Below are 16446 nucleotides of genomic sequence, written 5' to 3' on the forward strand. Positions count from 1 at the left end.
ACCGGGCCGCACACTCAGGTCAGCTCAGGCCGTTGATGGTCTCGCGGACCTTGGTGATGACCTCTTCGGGCATCGGGGCGTAGGCGGCGTCCTCCAGCAGGCCCTGGCCGTCCTCCGACGCCATGTAGCCGAGGAAGGACTTGACCGCGGGCAGCGTGTCGGCCTTGTTGCCCTTGTCGCAGACGATCTCGTAGGTCACCAGCGTGATCGGGTAGGCGCCCTCGGCCTTGGTCGCGTAGTCGAGCTCGAGGGCGAGGTCCTTGCCGGTGCCGACCTGCTTGGCCGCTGCGATGGCCTGGGTGGCGTTCTCCAGGGTGGCCTCGACCGGCTTGGAGGCGCCCGTGTCGATGCTGACCGTCTTCATGCCGTCCTTGGCGTAGGAGAGCTCGAAGTACGAGATCGCGCCCGAGGTCTGCTTCACCTGCTGAGCCAGGCCGGAGGAGCCCTGCGCGGACTGGCCGCCCTTGGCCTCCCAGGCCTTGCCCGGCTCGTACTTCCAGTCCTTCGGCGCGGCGGCCTTCAGGTACTTGGTGAAGTTGTCCGTCGTACCGGACTCGTCCGAGCGGTGGAAGGCCTGGATCTTGAGGTCCGGCAGCGTGGCGTCGGGGTTGAGCTCCGCGATCGCCGGGTCGTTCCACTTGGTGATCTTGCTGTCGAAGATCTTGGCGAGGGTGGGCGCGTCCAGGACGAGGTTGTCGACGCCCTCCACGTTGTAACCGATGGCGACCGGGCCGCCGACCATCGGGATGTCGATGGCCTGGCCGCCGGTGCAGACCTTCTTGGACTGCTCGACCTCTTCGGGCTTCAGCGCGGAGTCCGAGCCGGCGAACGCGGTCTGGCCCTGCAGGAACGCGGTGATGCCCGCGCCCGAGCCGGTCGGGTTGTAGTTGACCTGCACGCTCTTGCAGGCCGCGGTGTACTGCTTGACCCACGCGTCGATCGCGTTCTTCTGCGCGGAGGAGCCCGACGCCTGCAGCTGGCCCTTGGCGTCGTCGCACTTGATGTTGCTCGGCGCGGCGGCGTTGGAGGAGTCTCCGCCCGGGTTGCCGGTGTCGTCGGAGCCGCACGCCGTGAGGGCCAGGGCGCCGGAGACGGCGAGAGCACCGAGAGCGAGGGCCCGCCGGTTCATGCGCTGAAGCTTCACTTGAGTTCCTTCCAAGAGCCGCCGTCCTGAATCGGCGGCGTGCGAAGTCTGAGTGACGCTGACGCGGTCGCACCGAGCAGGCGCGGCTCGCGTCGGTAAGGCCGAAATTAGGCAGATCAGGTGAAGGCGCCGATGGCCGCACATGAACGAGGGGTGAACCCCTGCCTAAGGCCTGGTGAGGTCACGGAATGCTTACGGGGAGAACGCGACGGCATCGCGCTGTCGCGGACGAAACGGGACCGTCCGGTCAGCCGGCGGTCCGGGGCAGCCGCAGAACGGCCAGCAGTTCGTCGACCAGGGGCCGGTCGTCCGGCCGGGTGAGACGGGCACGCGCGGTGGCGGGCGCCAGCCACAGGACCCGGTCCACCTCGTCCGTCGGGGAGAACGCGCAGGACAGGGCCTCGGCCGCCCAGTAGCGGACGTGCTTGGGACGGCCGCCGGCCAGATAGCGCTGGTCGGACAGCTCGGCGCCCGGCTCGGCCCGGCAGCCCGTCTCCTCCGCCACCTCGCGCAGGGCAGCCGCGAGTGCCTCCTCGCCGGGCTTCAGCTTGCCCTTCGGCCAGGACCAGTCGTCGTATTTCGGCCGGTGGACCAGGCACAGCTGCAACGCGCCGGTGGCGGAGCGGCGCCACAGGACGCAGCCGGCCGCCCGGACGGTGGTGTCGGGGACATCCGCGCTCATCCGGTGCTCACCACCTCTGTCTGCCAGCACTGCTGGAACGCGAAGCGCGCCGCCTCCACCTCGTGCCGCTGGTCGGCGTGGAGCACGCCCAGGGCGTACGCCGTGGCGGGAGCGATCCGGGGGGTGCGGGCCGCCTGGGCCGCCGCCGCACCCGCCTCCGAGGCGTCGCGGTGCCGGTTCAGGGCCTGTCCGGCGGAGAGCAGGCGCAGGTCGACCACCGCGTTGCCCTGGGGGCCGCTGACGGCCTCGCGGGCGTAGCGGTGCAGGCGCAGCAGCAGGCGGACCTGGTGCCACGGGGCGTCCTGCGGATGCGGGACCGTGTCCGGGGACAGGCCGTGGACGAGGGCCGCGGCGTTGTACGGGTTCCCGGCGGTGACGAGGGGGAGGGCGGCCACGGCGTCGGCGAGGCGGTCCTGGGCGGCGGTGGCGAGGGGGCGCAGGTCGGTGTCGCCGGCGGCCTTGGTGAGGGGGACCTCGCTGGCCAGGACGGCGACCTTGTCCGCGACGGCGTGGAAGCGGCTGCTGCCCAGGGCTTGCAGGGCCGTGGAGTGGGCCCGGGTGCGGGCGAGGGTCAGCTGCCGGTCGAGCAGGGCGCCCGCCTTGGCGGCGCCCACGGTGAGATTGCCGCGTTCCTGGGCGGGGTCACCGGCCTTGGCGGGTGCCGTCGCGCCCGCTCGCGCACCCGTCTGCGCCGGAAAGGCCGTGGAACCCGACAGGCGGTGCAGCGCCGTCAGCAGGCGCTCCAGCCGGGCCGTGTACGCGTGCTCCATGGCCAGCGTCCCCGACACCCAGGCGAGTTCGGGGCGCATCGCCTCGCACCAGTCGGTGTCGAGGAGGGACTGGAAGGTGTGCAGGCTGGCGCTGACGCGGCGGGCCGAGCGGCGCAGGGCGCGGGCCGCCTCGGCGGATCCCTCCGAGCCGTTCGCCCCCGACCCCGTCTCCCGGTGCAGGCGCAGCGCTCGGAGGAACTCCGTGGCCTGGGCCCGCAGATAGCCCGCGAGGGTGTCTCCGGTGGGGGCGGGCCCGGCCAGGGGGCTCGTCGGGTCAAGGTGTCGCTGTGCCACGCCGGCGCCTCCGGGCGTCTATGAGCATCTCCTGGACGTTGCGCAGGGGCTGTCCGTCCGCGTCGGTCGCATGCCGGGTCCAGTCGCCGTCCGGGCCGAGGTGCCAGGAGGCGGTGGAGTCGGACATGCCGGTCTCCAGCAGCCGGTTCAGGGCTGCCCGGTGGGCCGGGTCGGTGACCCGGACCAGGGCCTCTATCCGGCGGTCGAGGTTGCGGTGCATCATGTCGGCGCTGCCGAACCACACCTCGGGCTCGCCGCCGTTGCCGAAGGCGAACACCCGGGAGTGCTCCAGGAAGCGGCCGAGGATCGAACGGACCCGGATGTTCTCCGACAGGCCCGCCACGCCCGGGCGCACCGCGCAGATGCCGCGCACCCAGATGTCCACCGGCACGCCCGCCTGGGCGGCGCGGTAGCAGGCGTCGATGACGGCCTCGTCGACCATCGAGTTGACCTTGATGCGGACGTACGCGGGGCGCCCCGCACGGTGGTGCTGGACTTCCTTGGTGATCCGCGAGACCAGGCCGTCGCGCAGCGACTTGGGCGCCACGAGCAGCCGGCGGTAGGTCTCCCGGCGCGAGTAGCCGGACAGGCGGTTGAAGAGGTCCGAGAGGTCCGCGCCGACCTGGGGGTCGGCCGTGAGCAGCCCGAGGTCCTCGTAGAGGCGGGCCGTCTTCGGGTGGTAGTTGCCGGTGCCGACGTGGCTGTAGCGGCGCAGCGTCTCGCCCTCCTGGCGGACCACCAGCGACAGCTTGCAGTGGGTCTTCAGGCCGACCAGGCCGTAGACCACGTGGCAGCCGGCCTCCTCCAGCTTGCGCGCCCACTTGATGTTGGCGTGCTCGTCGAAGCGGGCCTTGATCTCGACCAGCACCAGGACCTGCTTGCCGGACTCGGCGGCCTCGATGAGCGCGTCGACTATCGGGGAGTCGCCGGAGGTGCGGTACAGGGTCTGCTTGATCGCGAGGACGTCCGGGTCGCCGGCCGCCTGCTCCAGGAAGGCCTGGACGGAGGTGGAGAAGGAGTCGTACGGGTGGTGCAGCAGCACGTCCCGCTCGCGCAGCGCGGCGAAGATGTCCGGCGGGGACGCCGACTCGACCTCGGCGAGATCGCGGTGGGTGCCGGCGACGAACTTGCGGTACTTCAGCTCGGGCCGGTCCAGCGAGGCGATGCGGAACAGGCCGGTGAGGTCCAGCGGGCCGGGCAGCGGGTAGACCTCGGCCTCGCCGATCTTCAGCTCGCGCACCAGAAGGTCCAGGACCTCGCGGTCGACGGACTCCTCGACCTCCAGGCGCACCGGCGGCCCGAAGCGGCGCCGCATGAGCTCCTTCTCCAGGGCCTGGAGGAGGTTCTCGGCGTCGTCCTCCTCGACCTCCAGGTCCTCGTTGCGGGTGAGGCGGAAGGCGTGGTGCTCCAGGACCTCCATGCCCGGGAACAGCTCCTCCAGGTGGGCGGCGATGACGTCCTCGATGGGGACGTAGCGGCCCGGGGAGCTCTCCAGGAAGCGGGACAGCAGCGGCGGCACCTTCACGCGGGCGAAGTGCTTGTGGCCCGTGACCGGGTTCCGTACGACGACGGCCAGGTTGAGGGACAGACCGGAGATGTACGGGAAGGGATGCGCCGGGTCGACCGCCAGCGGGGTCAGCACGGGGAAGATCTGGTGCCGGAACAGGGTGAACAGGCGGGCCTGCTCCTTCTCCTGCAGTTCGTTCCAGCGGACCAGGTGGATGCCCTCCTCCGCGAGCGCGGGGGCGACGTCCTCGTGGTAGCAGGCGGCGTGCCGGGCCATGAGCTCGCGCGAGCGGGCCCAGATCATCTCCAGCACCTCGCGGGGCTGGAGGCCGGAGGCGGAGCGGGTGGCCACGCCGGTGGCGATACGGCGCTTCAGTCCGGCCACCCGGACCATGAAGAACTCGTCCAGGTTGCTGGCGAAGATCGCGAGGAAGTTGGCCCGCTCCAGCAGGGGCGTGTTCGGGTCCTCGGCGAGCTCGAGGACCCGCTCGTTGAACGCGAGCCAGCTGCGCTCCCGGTCCAGGAACCGACCCTGGGGCAGCTGGGGCCCGTCGTACGGCGATTCCTCGTACGCGTCGAGGTCGGCGTCGATGTCCGGTTCCAGATCGGAGACCGCTGCCGACACCGTGTGGGGGCGGTGGGCTGCTATGGAGCCCACGGAGGGCTGCGCGTGCTGGACCTGTGCCTGGGTCTTCGGCTGGCTCATGGACCCATTCTTCCGCGCCGCGAGCATCACGGGCGCGTCGGACAGCGCGGGCGGGAGCGGGGGTGTCACATGAGTGCTCCCGTTTCCCTCGGGACCCTCGCGGGGCGGGGAAGGCTCTGGCACGGCGGGATTCATTGGCCGAGCTTCGCAAGCTCGTCTGAATCAACGGTTACGGGGACATGACGTGCGGGATAGCGGGGGGCGGCTCGCGGGGGTCCGCGGGGCCGGGTGAGGGGGCCGGGCGGCTGCCCACAGGCTGTGGACGGCGTTCGGGGGCGCCGCACGTCCGGGAGTGTCCCCGAGAGGCGGGCCGTGCGTCCGTCCCCCCGGTGGAAGGACGCGCGGACCGGGTTCAGGGCAGGCGGCGGGCCAGGAGGAGGAAGGCGGCGGCGGTCGCGGTACCGGCCACGGTCGGCAGGAGGCCGGTGCTGTATCGGCCCGACGCCGGGCCCTGCTCGTGTCGGTGCGGGACGAGAGGTGGGTGGTGGTGCACGGCCGGTGGGCGGCGCCGTACGACCGGTGGGCGGTCGTGCCGGCGGTGGCGGTGCCGCTGGGCGTGCTCTGCGCGCTGGAGCCCTGACGACGGCGGGTCCTGGGACGGCTGGTTCTCCGGTAGGAGATCGCACGCCGGGTGGTTGTGCAGTGGGCCGGGCAGGGGGCCAGGAAGGTGGGATCTCTCGCCCCTCCGACAGCCACCCGTTGTGCCGCTAGGCTGCCCTTGTGGATCTGAAAGCCGTACGCGCCTTCGTCGCCATCGCCGACTCCGGGCAGTTCCAGAAGGCCGCCGTGGACCTGGCCCTCACCCAGCAGGCCGTGTCCAAGCGGATCGCCGCGCTGGAGAAGGACCTCGGGGTGCGGCTGCTGGTCCGTACGCCGCGAGGGGCGGAGCTCACCATCGACGGGCAGGCCCTGCTGCCGCACGCCCGGGTCGTGCTCCAGGCCGAGGAGCGGGCGATGGCCGCCGTGCGGCCCGGGGACCGGGTGCTGCGGGTGGACGTCGTGGGACGCCGGGCCGCCACCGGCGGGCTGGTGCAGCACTTCCACCGGGCGCACCCGGACATCGCGTTGGACGTCGTCACGCTGTTCGACGGGGAGACGGCCGTGACCGCTGTGCGGGACGGGGCCGTCGACGCCACCTTCCGCGCCGTCACCATGCCCGGGCAGCGGCTCCCCGACGGCATCACGGCCACCCCGGTCCTCGACGAGCCGCTCCAGCTGTGCGTCGGCCCCGGCCACGCGTTCGCCCGGGCCGACCGGGTGACACCCGCGCAGCTGGCCGGGCACCGGATCTGGATGCCGGGCAACGTGCCCGGGACCGAGTGGCACGCCTACTACGAGGAATTCGCCGCGGCCTTCGGGCCGGCCATCGACACCATCGGGCCCAACTTCGGCCTGGAGGCGCTCCTCGACACGATCGCCGGCTCCCCGACCGTGGCGACCATCCTCAGCGAACGGACCCCGCACGTCTGGCCCGTCGCCCACGACCTGCGGCTCGTGCCGCTGCGGGACCCGGTCCCCGTCTACCCGCACTCCCTGCTCTGGCGCACGGACAACCCGCATCCGGGCTTGCGTGCCCTGCGTGACTACTTGACGGCGACCCGTCCGCCGTCCCCGAAGGGCGAGACCTGGCGTCCGGCGTGGGCGCGACGCCCGCCTACCCGAGCTGCTTTTCCCTCAGCGTGAAGGACTTGGGCGTCCCGCCCGGCTGCGGTTTGCCCTCCTTGCGTCCCACCACCCGGTAACCGGCCTCGCGGTAGTACGCGTTGAGCGGGGCGTTCGTCGCCAGGCAGTCCAGGCGCACCGCCGTGCGCCCCGCCGCGGCCACCCGGCCCTCCGCGGCGGCCAGCAGCAGCCGCCCCGTCCCGGGCGCCGCGGCGGTCCGGTCCACCATCAGCCGGTGCACGTATCCGGCCACCGGTGGCTGCGGCCCCCAGGCGTCCTCGTCCTGCCACCACAACTCCCAGGCACCCGCGAGACGTCCGCCGGACTCCGCGAGCCAGACCTCGCCGTCGGCCATGACCCGACGGAAGTGGTCCTCGTCCAACTCGCCGGGACGCCACTGCCCGGTGATGCCGCGGGCCGCCATCCAGCGGGCCGCGTCGTCCCGGAGAGCGACGAGCGCGGGCAGGTCGGAGCCGGTGGCGGGCCGGACGTGGAGCGCACGCGTCCGCGGCACGGCTCAGGTCTCCGTCCGGTACATCAGGTCCACCTCGTGCGTGACGAACCCCAGCCGCTCGTACACCGACACCGCCGCCTTGTTGTCGGCGTCGACGTAGAGCATCGCCGTCGGCAGGCCCTGCCCCGCCAGATGCCGCAGCCCGATCGTGGTGAGGGACTTGCCGAGGCCGCCACCCTGCGCGCCGGGGCCGACGCCGAGGACGTAGACCTCGCCCAGGCCCTCCTCGGCGTGCACCTTGGTCCAGTGGAAGCCGACCAGTTCGTCGCCGCGGAAGGCGAGGAAGAACCCGGCGGGGTCGAACCACGGCTGGGCCTTGCGGTCGTCGAGGTCGCGCTGGGTGAGGGAGCCCTGCTCGGGGTGGTGGGCGAAGGCGGCGGCGTTCACCGCGAGCCAGGCCGCGTCGTCCTGCCCGGGGACGAAGGTGCGCACGGTGACGCCCTCGGGGAGCACCGGGTCGGGCGCGTCGAAGCCGGTCAACGGCCGCCGCATCTGGCGCAGTTCACGGAAGAGCGTCAGGCCGAGGACCTGTGCGAGGTGCCGGGCCGCGGAGTGCCCGCCGTGCGCCCACACCCGCAGCCGCTTGCCCGACGCGGCCAGCAGCGCGCACCCGAGCGCCCGGCCGTGCCCGTGTCCGCGGTGCCCGGGATGCACCACCAGCTCGGCGGCCGGCGGCTCCACCGGGTCCGTGTCCTCCAACTGGGCATAGCCGACGAGTTCTCCGCCGGCGGTGAGCAGGAGATGGGACACGCCCTCCCGCTCCCCGCCCACCCGTCTCCCACCACCACCCTCAACGGAGTCGCTTCGCGACGCCCTGAAGTGCTGCAACTGCAACCGGCCCTGTTCGGACACCGCCTGCTGCCCGTCGGTCCGGGTCGCCTCCTCGAGCAGTCCGAGCACGGCCTCGGTCTGCTCGCCGGAGAGCGCGGCAAGGGTCTCGATCGAGCGGGGTCGTCCGGGCCGTACGGTGTCGTCGCTGGTCATGCGTACGAGGGTACGGCGCACCACCGGCAAAACGGCGGCAAAGAAGCAACCAGGTCGTAACCACGAAACACCTGTCGCGCTACGCGCGTTGACTCTAGGCTGCGCCGGACGGCATCACCGTCCGAGCTAAACCGACAGCAGACCCTCAGGGGGGCGCATGCCAACCACTTCACCGGCGCATCCGGAGCGCCGGAGACGCCGTACGAACCGTTTCGTCGCTCTCGCCGCCGGTGTGGTCACCGTCGGCGCGCTGGCCGCCGCGGCGTTGCCGGGTTCGGCGACCGCCGGGGAGGGCCACCGCAAGGGCGGGCACTGGCCCGGCCGCTACCAGGACGTGCAGCTGCTGTCCTTCAACGACCTGCACGGCAACCTGGAGCCGCCGACGGGCTCGTCCGGCCGCGTCACCGAGCACCAGCACGACGGCACCACGAAGACCATCGACGCCGGTGGTGTCGAGTACCTCGCCACGCATCTGCGGCAGGCCCGCAAGGGCGAGAAGTACTCCATCACGGCCGCCGGCGGTGACATGGTCGGCGCCTCCCCGCTGATCTCCGGGCTGTTCCACGACGAGCCGACCATCGAGGCGCTGAACAAGCTCGACCTCGACGTCACCTCCGTCGGCAACCACGAGTTCGACGAGGGCGCCAGGGAACTGGCCCGTCTGCAGAACGGCGGCTGCCACCCGAAGGACGGCTGCTACACGGACGAGAAGTTCACGGGCGCCGACTTCCCCTACCTCGCGGCCAACGTCCTCGACGAGAAGACGAAGAAGCCGATCCTCAAGCCCTACTGGGTGTGGAAGAAGAGCGGCGTCAAGGTCGGCTTCATCGGCGTGACCCTGGAGGGCACTCCGGACATCGTCTCCGCCGAGGGCGTCAAGGGCCTGTCCTTCAAGGACGAGGTCGAGACGATCAACAAGTACGCCAAGGTGCTCCAGCGGCAGGGCGTGAAGTCGATCGTCGCCCTCATCCACGAGGGCGGCTTCCCGGCGTCGACGTCGTACAACTACGACTGTGACGCCCCGGGCGCGGGCGACGGCATCTCCGGCCCGATCGTCGACATCGCCAAGAACGTCACGCCGCAGGTGGACGCGCTGGTCACGGGCCACACCCACAGCGCGTACGTGTGCAGCATCACCGATCCGGCGGGCAAGCCCCGCATGGTCACCTCGGCCGCGTCCTTCGGCCGTCTCTACACGGACACCACGCTGACGTACGACCGCAGGACCGGCGACATCGCCCGTACGGCGGTGAAGTCCGCGAACCGCGTGGTCACCCGGGACGTTCCCAAGGCGCCCGACATGACCGAGCTGATCAGCAAGTGGAACACGCTGGCCGCGCCCATCGGCAACAAGCCGATCGGCTACATCTCCGGCGACATCGGCAACACCGGCACCGAGTCCCCGCTCGGCGACCTCATCGCCGACGCGCAGCTCGCCCACGGCAGGCAGCTCGACCCGGAGACCGACCTGGCGCTGATGAACCCGGGCGGTATCCGCGCGCCGCTGACCTACGCGGCCAAGGCCGGTGAGGGCGACGGTGTCGTCACCTACGCCGAGGGCTTCACGGTCCAGCCGTTCGCCAACACGGTGAACCTCCAGGACTTCACGGGCGCGCAGCTGATCCAGGTGCTCAAGGAGCAGGTGTCCGGCCCGAACGCGGCGGCCCCGAAGGTGCTTCAGGTCTCCTCCGGCCTGACCTACACGCTGGACCTCACCAAGTCCGGGCCCGACCGGGTGGTCACGGACAGCATCAGGCTGAACGGCGCGGCCGTCGACCCGGCGGCCACCTACCGCGTCGCGACGAACAGCTTCCTCGCGGGCGGCGGTGACGGCTTCCCGACCCTCGGCCAGGGCACGAACGACGTCGTCGGCAGCGACGACCTGAGCGCCCTGGAGCAGTACCTGACGGCGAACTCCTCGGCGTCGAACCCGATCGCCCCGCCGAAGGCGGACCGCATCACGATCGTGAAGTAAGTCGCATACCCGGGGTTCGAGTTGCGGGTGGGGGAGGTGCGCATGATCGGATGGATCGATGCGTACCCCCCACCACGTAGCTGCGCATCCCCGTCCGAACCCGTACGAGGAGCTCGCCGCCCTCGATGACGGGCCTCTGGAGGAGACCCCTCTGGAGGAGTTCCTCGCGAAGGAACCGGACGCGGGCGCCGAGGACTCCTGGACTCCGCCGGACCACCGCCGTGGCGGCAGGCGGCGCAGGAAGAATCGTTTCGCTGGCTTGCCGCTCGCGGTGAAGGCGGTGGTCGGCCTGGTCGTCCTCGCCGCCTTCACCACCCTCGCCGACCGCTGGGCCGTGCTGTACGCCGAGCACCGCGCCGCGGACACCCTGAAGGACCGCCTCGACCTGGCCGCGGCGCCCGAGGTGGAGATCGGCGGCTTCCCCTTCCTCACCCAGCTGGCGGACAAGCGCCTGGAGTCGGTGAAGGTGACCGTCCCGGACGTCGCCGCCGACCGGGTCTCCCTGGCGAAGGTGTCGGCCACGGCCCACGACATACGCCTGGACACCGACGGCCTCACCTCCGTACGCGGCGCCCACGTCCCCCGCTTCGAGGGGGAGGTCAAGCTGGCCTTCGCCGATCTCAACCGCGAACTCGGCGCCTCCCAGGTGACGTTCACCGGCGCGGGCCATGACCGGGTCCGGGCGACCGGCACCCTGCCCGTCGCCGGCCACGACCTGCGACTGCGGGCCGAGGCCAGGATCCGGCGGCAGGGCGAGCGGGGCATCTCCACCGAGATCGGCAACATGCGCCTGGACATCGGCGACCTGGCCACCTACCGCCCCGGCACCCGCGCCTCGGAGGGCCTGCACCTCACACCCAAGGGCACCGCCGACCTCGCCCGGCAGACCCGCAAGGCCAGGGCGCTGCTGTCGGTCCCGGCCATCGTGCAGCGGATGGGCGTGCCCGAGGCGACCGTGCGCGAGGCGCTGGCCGACGACGGCAAGCTCGCCGAGCTGACGGGCTCCCCGCGCTTCGCCCGCCAGGCCGCCCGCCTCAACCTCATCGACCTGGCCCTGGACCACCCCGGCGTCATGCGCCGTCTGGGCCTCGACCCCGAACTGCTCGACTCCCTGGCGGGCCTGACCCGCCCGGTGCTGGCCGACCGGCTGTCCCTGGCGTTCGAGCTGCCCGAGCCGGAGCAGGGGAACGTGCGGCTGCGGGAGGTGCGCGTCCAGGAGGACGGCATCCGGGTGCGGGTGTCGGGATCGGGGCTGAACGTCGGCTCCTAGCCTGGGTTCTTGATGAAATTTGGTGTGCAGATGTGTTGACCTCTGTTTGAGTCCTCTTCTAGTTTGCGGGAGCCAACGAGCCGCCGATCTGTACTCGAGGTTCGCTCGAACGTACCGCTCAGAAGGGGACGTCGTGTCACGAAAGACCCACCGGGGGACAGCCGGACTGGGGGCGCTGCTCGCCTGCGCCACGGCATTCGGCGGGGCCCTGGCCCCTCCCGCAGCCGCCTCCCCCGCCCACCGTCCCGCCACCCCGCCGCCCGTCAGCGACTTCAAGGGCGTCAACTGGGCCGACCCGCGCGACAACTTCGCCCACGACGCGGTCGTGCCCTCGGGCCTGTCCGCGTCCGACGGCTACGCCACCACCTACGCCAAGTCCAAGGCGATCATCAGCGGGTTCTCCGAGCTCGGCGCCAACACCGTCCGCCTTCCGGTCAACCCGGCCTCGGTGAACGGCCCGTTCTGGAAGTCCTACCGGGGTGCGATCGACGCCGCCACCGCCCAGGGCTTCAAGGTCATCCTGGGCTACTGGGAGGCCGACGACGCCAAGGACGGCAAGATCGACGACCGGGCCTCATGGAACCGGATGTGGGCGCGGATCTCCTCCGCCTACGCCCGCGACTCCCAGGTGTACTTCGAGCCGATGAACGAGCCGTTCGGCTACACCGCCCAGGAGTGGACCGACATCGCCGCGAAGTGGGTGAGGACCCACCGCAACGTGCCCCGCGACCGGATCCTGATCGGCGGTTACAAGTACAGCGAGGACGTCAAGCCGGTCTGCGCCGACCCGCGTCTGAAGGGCACCCGCCTGGCCCTGCACAACTACGGCTTCTGGCACACCGACTGGACCAGCGTCGACCAGTGGAAGGCGGACTTCAAGAGCCGCATCGGCGACTGCGCCTCGCGCACGATCCTCGACGAGTTCGGCGCCTCCATGACCACCGGCCTGGACTACAACGGCCCGGTGGGCAGCTCCAACGAGGTCGCCTACATCCAGGCCGCGACCGACACCATCCGGGAGTTGGGCCTGGGCTCGGTCTACTGGCCCGGCCTGCGCAACGGTGACACCTACTCCCTCACCACACTCCAGGGCACGGGCACGAACCTCAGCCTGTCGGTGAACAACCAGAGCGCCCTGGACCGGCTGCACTGGGCCTGGAAGCAGTAGTCGTCCCCCGCAGCACCGTGGTGGCCCTTCCGGGTCCGGCGCCGCTCGTCAGCCGGACCCGGAAGGGAGCCGTTCAGGACGCCGAAGGCGTCCAGCCCGCGAGCCAGTCCGCGACCTCCTGGTTCGCGGCCTGTGCGTCGGTCAGATGAGGACGGTTGGTGCTCGCCGGGCCCGCACCGGGGCCGCGGTTGCCGTACTCGGCGAACCGGTCGTCCTTCCACGAGAAGCCGCTCATGTCGGTCCACGGCGTGGACTTGATCGCGGCGCTGAGGTTGGTGTTCCGGACCGTGGTCTGCGGATCGAGGGAAGCGTCCCCGCCCGCGTGCCAGGGCCGGCCGAGGTAGAAGGTCCCGGCCGAGACGTCGCCGTTCACCGTGGAGTTGGCGATCAGGAAGCCCTTACGGTTCGCGGCGGTGCTCGGCGCGGTGATGTACCCGGCCGAGGTGCCGTTCCAGCGCTTCTTCAGCGTGATGACGGACCTGTCGACGACGGCCGTGGCCCGGCCGAAGATGAAGTCGACGTTGCCGATGACGTAGGAGTTGGCGACGTACACCCGGCCCAGCCGGTCCTTCGACGCGGTGTCGAGCAGCAGCGTGTCCTGGTCCCCGCTGACGATGATCCCGTCCAGGAACACCTTGTCGGCGGCGGTCCGCAGCGCCACCGCCTGCTGCCCGCTGAGGTTCTGGTTGGCCTTCTCGTCGAAGTCGTTGGAGATGGTCAGGTTGCGCGCCTGGAAGTCGTCGGCCTCGACGGCGACGGTCGCGCTGCCGCCGGTGCCGTAAGTCCCGCCGCCGGGCTTCGGCGTGCCCGACGCGTTGTTGTAGACGATCGTCGTGTCCTTGCGGCTGCTGCCGGTGCCCCGGATGGTGACGTGCGGCTTGTTGGAGGGCACCTTCACCAGTTCCCGGTACGTCCCCGGCTTCACGGCGATCACGACACGCGAGGGGTTGTTCGCCGGTACGGCGTTCACGGCGGCCTGCACGGTGCGGTACTGGCCGCTGCCGTCCTGGGCGACGGTGAGGGTCGTGGCCGCCGCGGCCTTGGTGGAGGCGGCGGTGGAGGTGGTGCCGATCGAAGCCCGCGGCCCGGCCTGGGACTTCAGGAGCGCGGGAAGGGCGTCGGCCTTGTCGAGGGTGTACGAGTAGTACGCCTTCGGATCGAAGGCGCTCCCGCCCCCGGACTCGTTGCGCCCGCTGGTGCCGGAGAAGACGTTGCCGCGCTGCACGATCGCGGCGCCGCTGTCCTTGATGACGGGGTTGTTGACGCCCCGGAAGAGGGAGTTCTCGAGCACCATCTTCGTGCCGCCGCGCGCGTAGTTCCCGTACGCCGACTTGATGGCGGTGCCCGGGGCGTCCTCCAGGAAGTTGTTGTAGAGGTGCGCGTGGGCGGCGTTGTCGGTGGACGGGTTGCGCTGCTCGGTCTCGCGGATCCAGTTGTGGTGGATCGTGATGTCGGTCTTGACGTTCTGGGTCCAGCCGATGCCGAAGGTCTTGTTGTTGTCGCTCAGCCTGTTCCAGGACACGGTGACGTTCGTGCTGTCCTTGCGGACATCGATGAGCCCGTCGGCCATGTGCCGCAGATCGTTGTGGTCGATCCACACGTGATGGGCGCCGTCCATCTGGATGGCGTCGAAGTCGTGGTCCTTGTCGTTCCAGATCCCCTGGTACGCGTCCCGGATGGTCAGGTTCCGGATGATCACGTTGTGGACGCCCTGGCCGAGGAAGAACCCGCCTCCGACGATGTGCCCGGCGGTCCCCTGCCCCACGATGGTCTTGTCGGACTTGACCTTGATCTCTTTCCCGACCGGGTTCATCGTGATGGTCCCGGCGACCACGATGACGTAGGGCTCGGCGGCGGTCGCGTACTTCTCCAGATCGGCGAGCGTCTTGACCGTGACGGTCTTCCCGCCCCGGCCGCCGTACGTGCCGTTCTGCCCGAGGGAGTTGACGGAGGCGAACCCGTCGGCGGTGGCGGCGGCCCAGGCGGGGGCGGCGGCGGAGGCCTGCTGGACACTGCTGCCGAGGACACCGAGGTCGGCGCCGTAGGTGAAGGTACCGGCGGCGGTCAGGGCCAGGGGGACCCCGACCGCCAGGGCGGTACGGCTTCTGCGACGGCGGTGCTGGGCCTTGCTGCGCGGCTCACTCATACGGCGATCCGTTCCGTGTGGGGGAATGACCGCTGATCAGTCGCCGCCCCACACGGAAAGGTTGCCGGGGTATCCGGCTTATTTGGTGCAGGAGTTGGGGTCGAGTTTCTCCTCGACCTTGTCCTCACGGCCGTCCGGCCGGCCGCTCGGGAGGAGCTTGTCGGAGATGCCGTCGATGTAGTAGCCGTGGCTGTAGATGGTCTGGTAGCCCCGGTCACGCCAGCTGTGCACGGTCCGGTCGCCGTCGCCCTTGTTCCACTCGTAGTCCTCGACGTGGAAGACCGGGTTCACACGCACCACGCGCTGGTACGGCGTCCAGGTCACGGCGACCTGACGGCACGGCGGAACGGTCTTCTCGCTCCGGGTCTCGAACCTGGACTCCTTCTCCCAGCCCCACTCGTATCCGGCGCTGCCGCCCACGGTTCCGCTGAAGATGCTCTTGGCGAGGGAGAGGCTGATGGAGCCGCCGACGCTCTTCTTCGCGAACGTCTTGGTGCTGTAGCTGCTGACGAAGGTCTCCTTGTCGTCGGCGGAGCCCTTGTTGCCGATCCACCGGGACGTGCGGACGGTGTCGCCCTTGACGGACCAGGTCGAGGCCTCGGCGTAGCCGCACCAGCCGCGGAACAGCTCCCACGGCCCGGCGGGCTTCCACAGCCCGAAGACGTCCCGGAGGTACTCGTCCTGGGTCTTGAACTCACCGGTGTCGACGTTCAGGGCGCCGTACACGCCCGTCAGGCTCGTCTCCTGGCTGCAGAGCCGCTCGATCATCCGGTCGGTGTCCCCGGGGTCGACACCCCGGATGTTGGTCGCCCCGGCGGGCCCGGCCGAGGCGGTTCCCGCGCCGGCCAGCAGACCGGTGACGGCGAGGGCGGTGGATGCGGCAACTATGCCGCATTTCCTGAGAGTTGATGTGCGGAAGAGACGCATGTGGGGGGCTCACTCCTGCTTGCGGTGCTGTGACGGCGTCGAAGATGCCAGAACAGAGGCAGAGATGCGCGCTACTGATGGGTATGACAGGACATCGACAGCTTGCCGGATGGTGTGTCCTGCCTTATAGGTATTCGCCCCCACGGCTGACCGCGACCCGCAGTACGTCGCCCAGGGACTCCACGGCCCGGGTCAGAGCGAACCGCACGGCGCTTTCACCGGCCCTGTGGTCCCCGAGTACGGCTCGGGCTCCCGCGAGCACCTGCTCGGCGGAGGCGAGTTGAGCGGCCTCGACGTCATCGGCGAGCCGCGAGAGCAGGCTGTCGGGGTTGTCGGTGCTGAGGTAACAGGGCTTGCCGTCGGCGCCGGCCCAAGGGAGCAGCCTCATGCGTAGACCTCCAGGGCGTGCAGGTACGGCCGGACGAGAGGGGTGTCCATGGCGAGGGGCTCCACGTGGAGAGGCCGGGGGAGCCGCACGGGCGGGGGCAGTGGCCGCGGCGGGGGAGGCGCGGTGGCCCGATGCCGCCCCCGGGCGGGCAGCAGGAGCCGTACGAGGGCGAGTAGGAGGGACTCGCAGAGTTCGGTGATACGCAGGCGCACGGAAGCGTCCCATCTCAGGGCAGGGGGACAGGGTGTGACGAGCGGTGATCACCGTTCGTGCCCACATCGTCACCGCATGCCCCTACGCTGCGGAAGAG

14 protein-coding genes are annotated in these 16446 nt (G+C 70.8%); 4 read left to right on the forward strand and 10 right to left on the reverse strand.

Annotated features, from left to right (window positions below; translation table 11 throughout):
• Positions 1-19 precede the first annotated feature (19 nt).
• From pstS to QNO09_RS30070, 4 genes are all read right to left on the reverse strand, one after another.
• On the reverse strand, positions 20-1144 hold the full coding sequence (gene pstS / locus QNO09_RS30055) for a phosphate ABC transporter substrate-binding protein PstS (protein ID WP_283973403.1): 1125 nt from the start codon (positions 1142-1144) through the stop codon (positions 20-22).
• Between the two features lie 247 nt (positions 1145-1391).
• Positions 1392-1826, reverse strand: coding sequence for an NUDIX hydrolase (locus tag QNO09_RS30060; protein ID WP_283973404.1), 435 nt, complete (start codon positions 1824-1826; stop codon positions 1392-1394).
• Complete coding sequence (locus QNO09_RS30065) at positions 1823-2890, reverse strand: CHAD domain-containing protein (protein WP_283973405.1); 1068 nt, start codon at positions 2888-2890, stop codon at positions 1823-1825. Before QNO09_RS30065 ends, QNO09_RS30060 begins: the two co-directional genes overlap by 4 nt.
• Positions 2871-5237 carry an RNA degradosome polyphosphate kinase gene (locus QNO09_RS30070; protein ID WP_283973406.1) on the reverse strand — a complete coding sequence of 789 codons (2367 nt, stop codon included), beginning with the start codon at positions 5235-5237 and terminating at the stop codon, positions 2871-2873. Before QNO09_RS30070 ends, QNO09_RS30065 begins: the two co-directional genes overlap by 20 nt.
• 585 nt (positions 5238-5822) lie before the next feature.
• On the opposite strand from QNO09_RS30070, the gene QNO09_RS30075 reads away from it, so the two are divergent.
• The gene (locus QNO09_RS30075; RefSeq protein ID WP_283973407.1) at positions 5823-6785 is read left to right on the forward strand and encodes a LysR family transcriptional regulator; all 963 of its coding nucleotides are present in this window, start codon (positions 5823-5825) and stop codon (positions 6783-6785) included.
• On the opposite strand, the gene QNO09_RS30080 is transcribed toward QNO09_RS30075, so the two are convergent.
• Together QNO09_RS30080 and mshD are read right to left on the reverse strand one after the other, a co-directional pair.
• Positions 6757-7278 (reverse strand): GNAT family N-acetyltransferase, encoded by a 522-nt coding sequence (locus QNO09_RS30080; RefSeq protein WP_283973408.1) that lies wholly within the window; start codon positions 7276-7278, stop codon positions 6757-6759. The genes QNO09_RS30075 and QNO09_RS30080 overlap by 29 nt on opposite strands.
• Positions 7279-7281: 3 nt before the next feature.
• Positions 7282-8262, reverse strand: coding sequence for a mycothiol synthase (gene mshD, locus QNO09_RS30085; protein WP_283973409.1), 981 nt, complete (start codon positions 8260-8262; stop codon positions 7282-7284).
• A 157-nt stretch (positions 8263-8419) separates the two neighbouring features.
• Here mshD and QNO09_RS30090 point away from each other — a divergent pair, with 157 nt between their 5' ends.
• From QNO09_RS30090 to QNO09_RS30100, 3 genes are all read left to right on the forward strand, one after another.
• A complete protein-coding gene (locus QNO09_RS30090) occupies positions 8420-10237 on the forward strand; it encodes a bifunctional metallophosphatase/5'-nucleotidase (RefSeq protein WP_283973410.1) in 1818 nt (605 codons plus the stop codon).
• Positions 10238-10295: 58 nt separating this feature from the next.
• Positions 10296-11507 carry an LmeA family phospholipid-binding protein gene (locus tag QNO09_RS30095; RefSeq protein ID WP_283973411.1) on the forward strand — a complete coding sequence of 404 codons (1212 nt, stop codon included), beginning with the start codon at positions 10296-10298 and terminating at the stop codon, positions 11505-11507.
• A 133-nt stretch (positions 11508-11640) separates the two neighbouring features.
• Positions 11641-12675: a glycoside hydrolase family 5 protein gene (locus tag QNO09_RS30100; protein WP_283973412.1), complete on the forward strand. Its 1035-nt coding sequence runs from the start codon at positions 11641-11643 to the stop codon at positions 12673-12675.
• Between the two features lie 73 nt (positions 12676-12748).
• Here the strand turns inward: QNO09_RS30100 and QNO09_RS30105 are convergent, their stop codons facing one another.
• From QNO09_RS30105 to QNO09_RS30120, 4 genes are all read right to left on the reverse strand, one after another.
• The gene (locus QNO09_RS30105) at positions 12749-14821 is read right to left on the reverse strand and encodes a pectinesterase family protein (RefSeq protein WP_283973413.1); all 2073 of its coding nucleotides are present in this window, start codon (positions 14819-14821) and stop codon (positions 12749-12751) included.
• A 78-nt stretch (positions 14822-14899) separates the two neighbouring features.
• The gene (locus QNO09_RS30110; protein ID WP_283973414.1) at positions 14900-15748 is read right to left on the reverse strand and encodes a hypothetical protein; all 849 of its coding nucleotides are present in this window, start codon (positions 15746-15748) and stop codon (positions 14900-14902) included.
• A gap of 124 nt (positions 15749-15872) precedes the next feature.
• Positions 15873-16136 carry a hypothetical protein gene (locus QNO09_RS30115; RefSeq protein ID WP_283973415.1) on the reverse strand — a complete coding sequence of 88 codons (264 nt, stop codon included), beginning with the start codon at positions 16134-16136 and terminating at the stop codon, positions 15873-15875.
• On the reverse strand, positions 16133-16348 hold the full coding sequence (locus QNO09_RS30120) for a hypothetical protein (protein WP_283973416.1): 216 nt from the start codon (positions 16346-16348) through the stop codon (positions 16133-16135). The genes QNO09_RS30115 and QNO09_RS30120 overlap by 4 nt, the downstream gene beginning before the upstream one ends.
• Positions 16349-16446 lie beyond the last annotated feature (98 nt).

It is taken from the genome of Streptomyces sp. 378 (genome assembly GCF_030124145.1).
GTDB lineage: Bacteria > Actinomycetota > Actinomycetes > Streptomycetales > Streptomycetaceae > Streptomyces.

Coding starts and splice junctions, on each gene's coding strand:
- QNO09_RS30060 (WP_283973404.1), bottom strand. CDS start 1,826: ATGAGCGCGGATGTCCCCGACACCACCGTCCGGGCGGCCGGCTGCGTC.
- QNO09_RS30070 (WP_283973406.1), bottom strand. CDS start 5,237: ATGAATCCCGCCGTGCCAGAGCCTTCCCCGCCCCGCGAGGGTCCCGAG.
- mshD (WP_283973409.1), bottom strand. CDS start 8,262: ATGACCAGCGACGACACCGTACGGCCCGGACGACCCCGCTCGATCGAG.
- QNO09_RS30090 (WP_283973410.1), top strand. CDS start 8,420: ATGCCAACCACTTCACCGGCGCATCCGGAGCGCCGGAGACGCCGTACG.
- QNO09_RS30095 (WP_283973411.1), top strand. CDS start 10,296: ATGCGTACCCCCCACCACGTAGCTGCGCATCCCCGTCCGAACCCGTAC.
- QNO09_RS30105 (WP_283973413.1), bottom strand. CDS start 14,821: ATGAGTGAGCCGCGCAGCAAGGCCCAGCACCGCCGTCGCAGAAGCCGT.
- QNO09_RS30110 (WP_283973414.1), bottom strand. CDS start 15,748: ATGCGTCTCTTCCGCACATCAACTCTCAGGAAATGCGGCATAGTTGCC.
- QNO09_RS30115 (WP_283973415.1), bottom strand. CDS start 16,136: ATGAGGCTGCTCCCTTGGGCCGGCGCCGACGGCAAGCCCTGTTACCTC.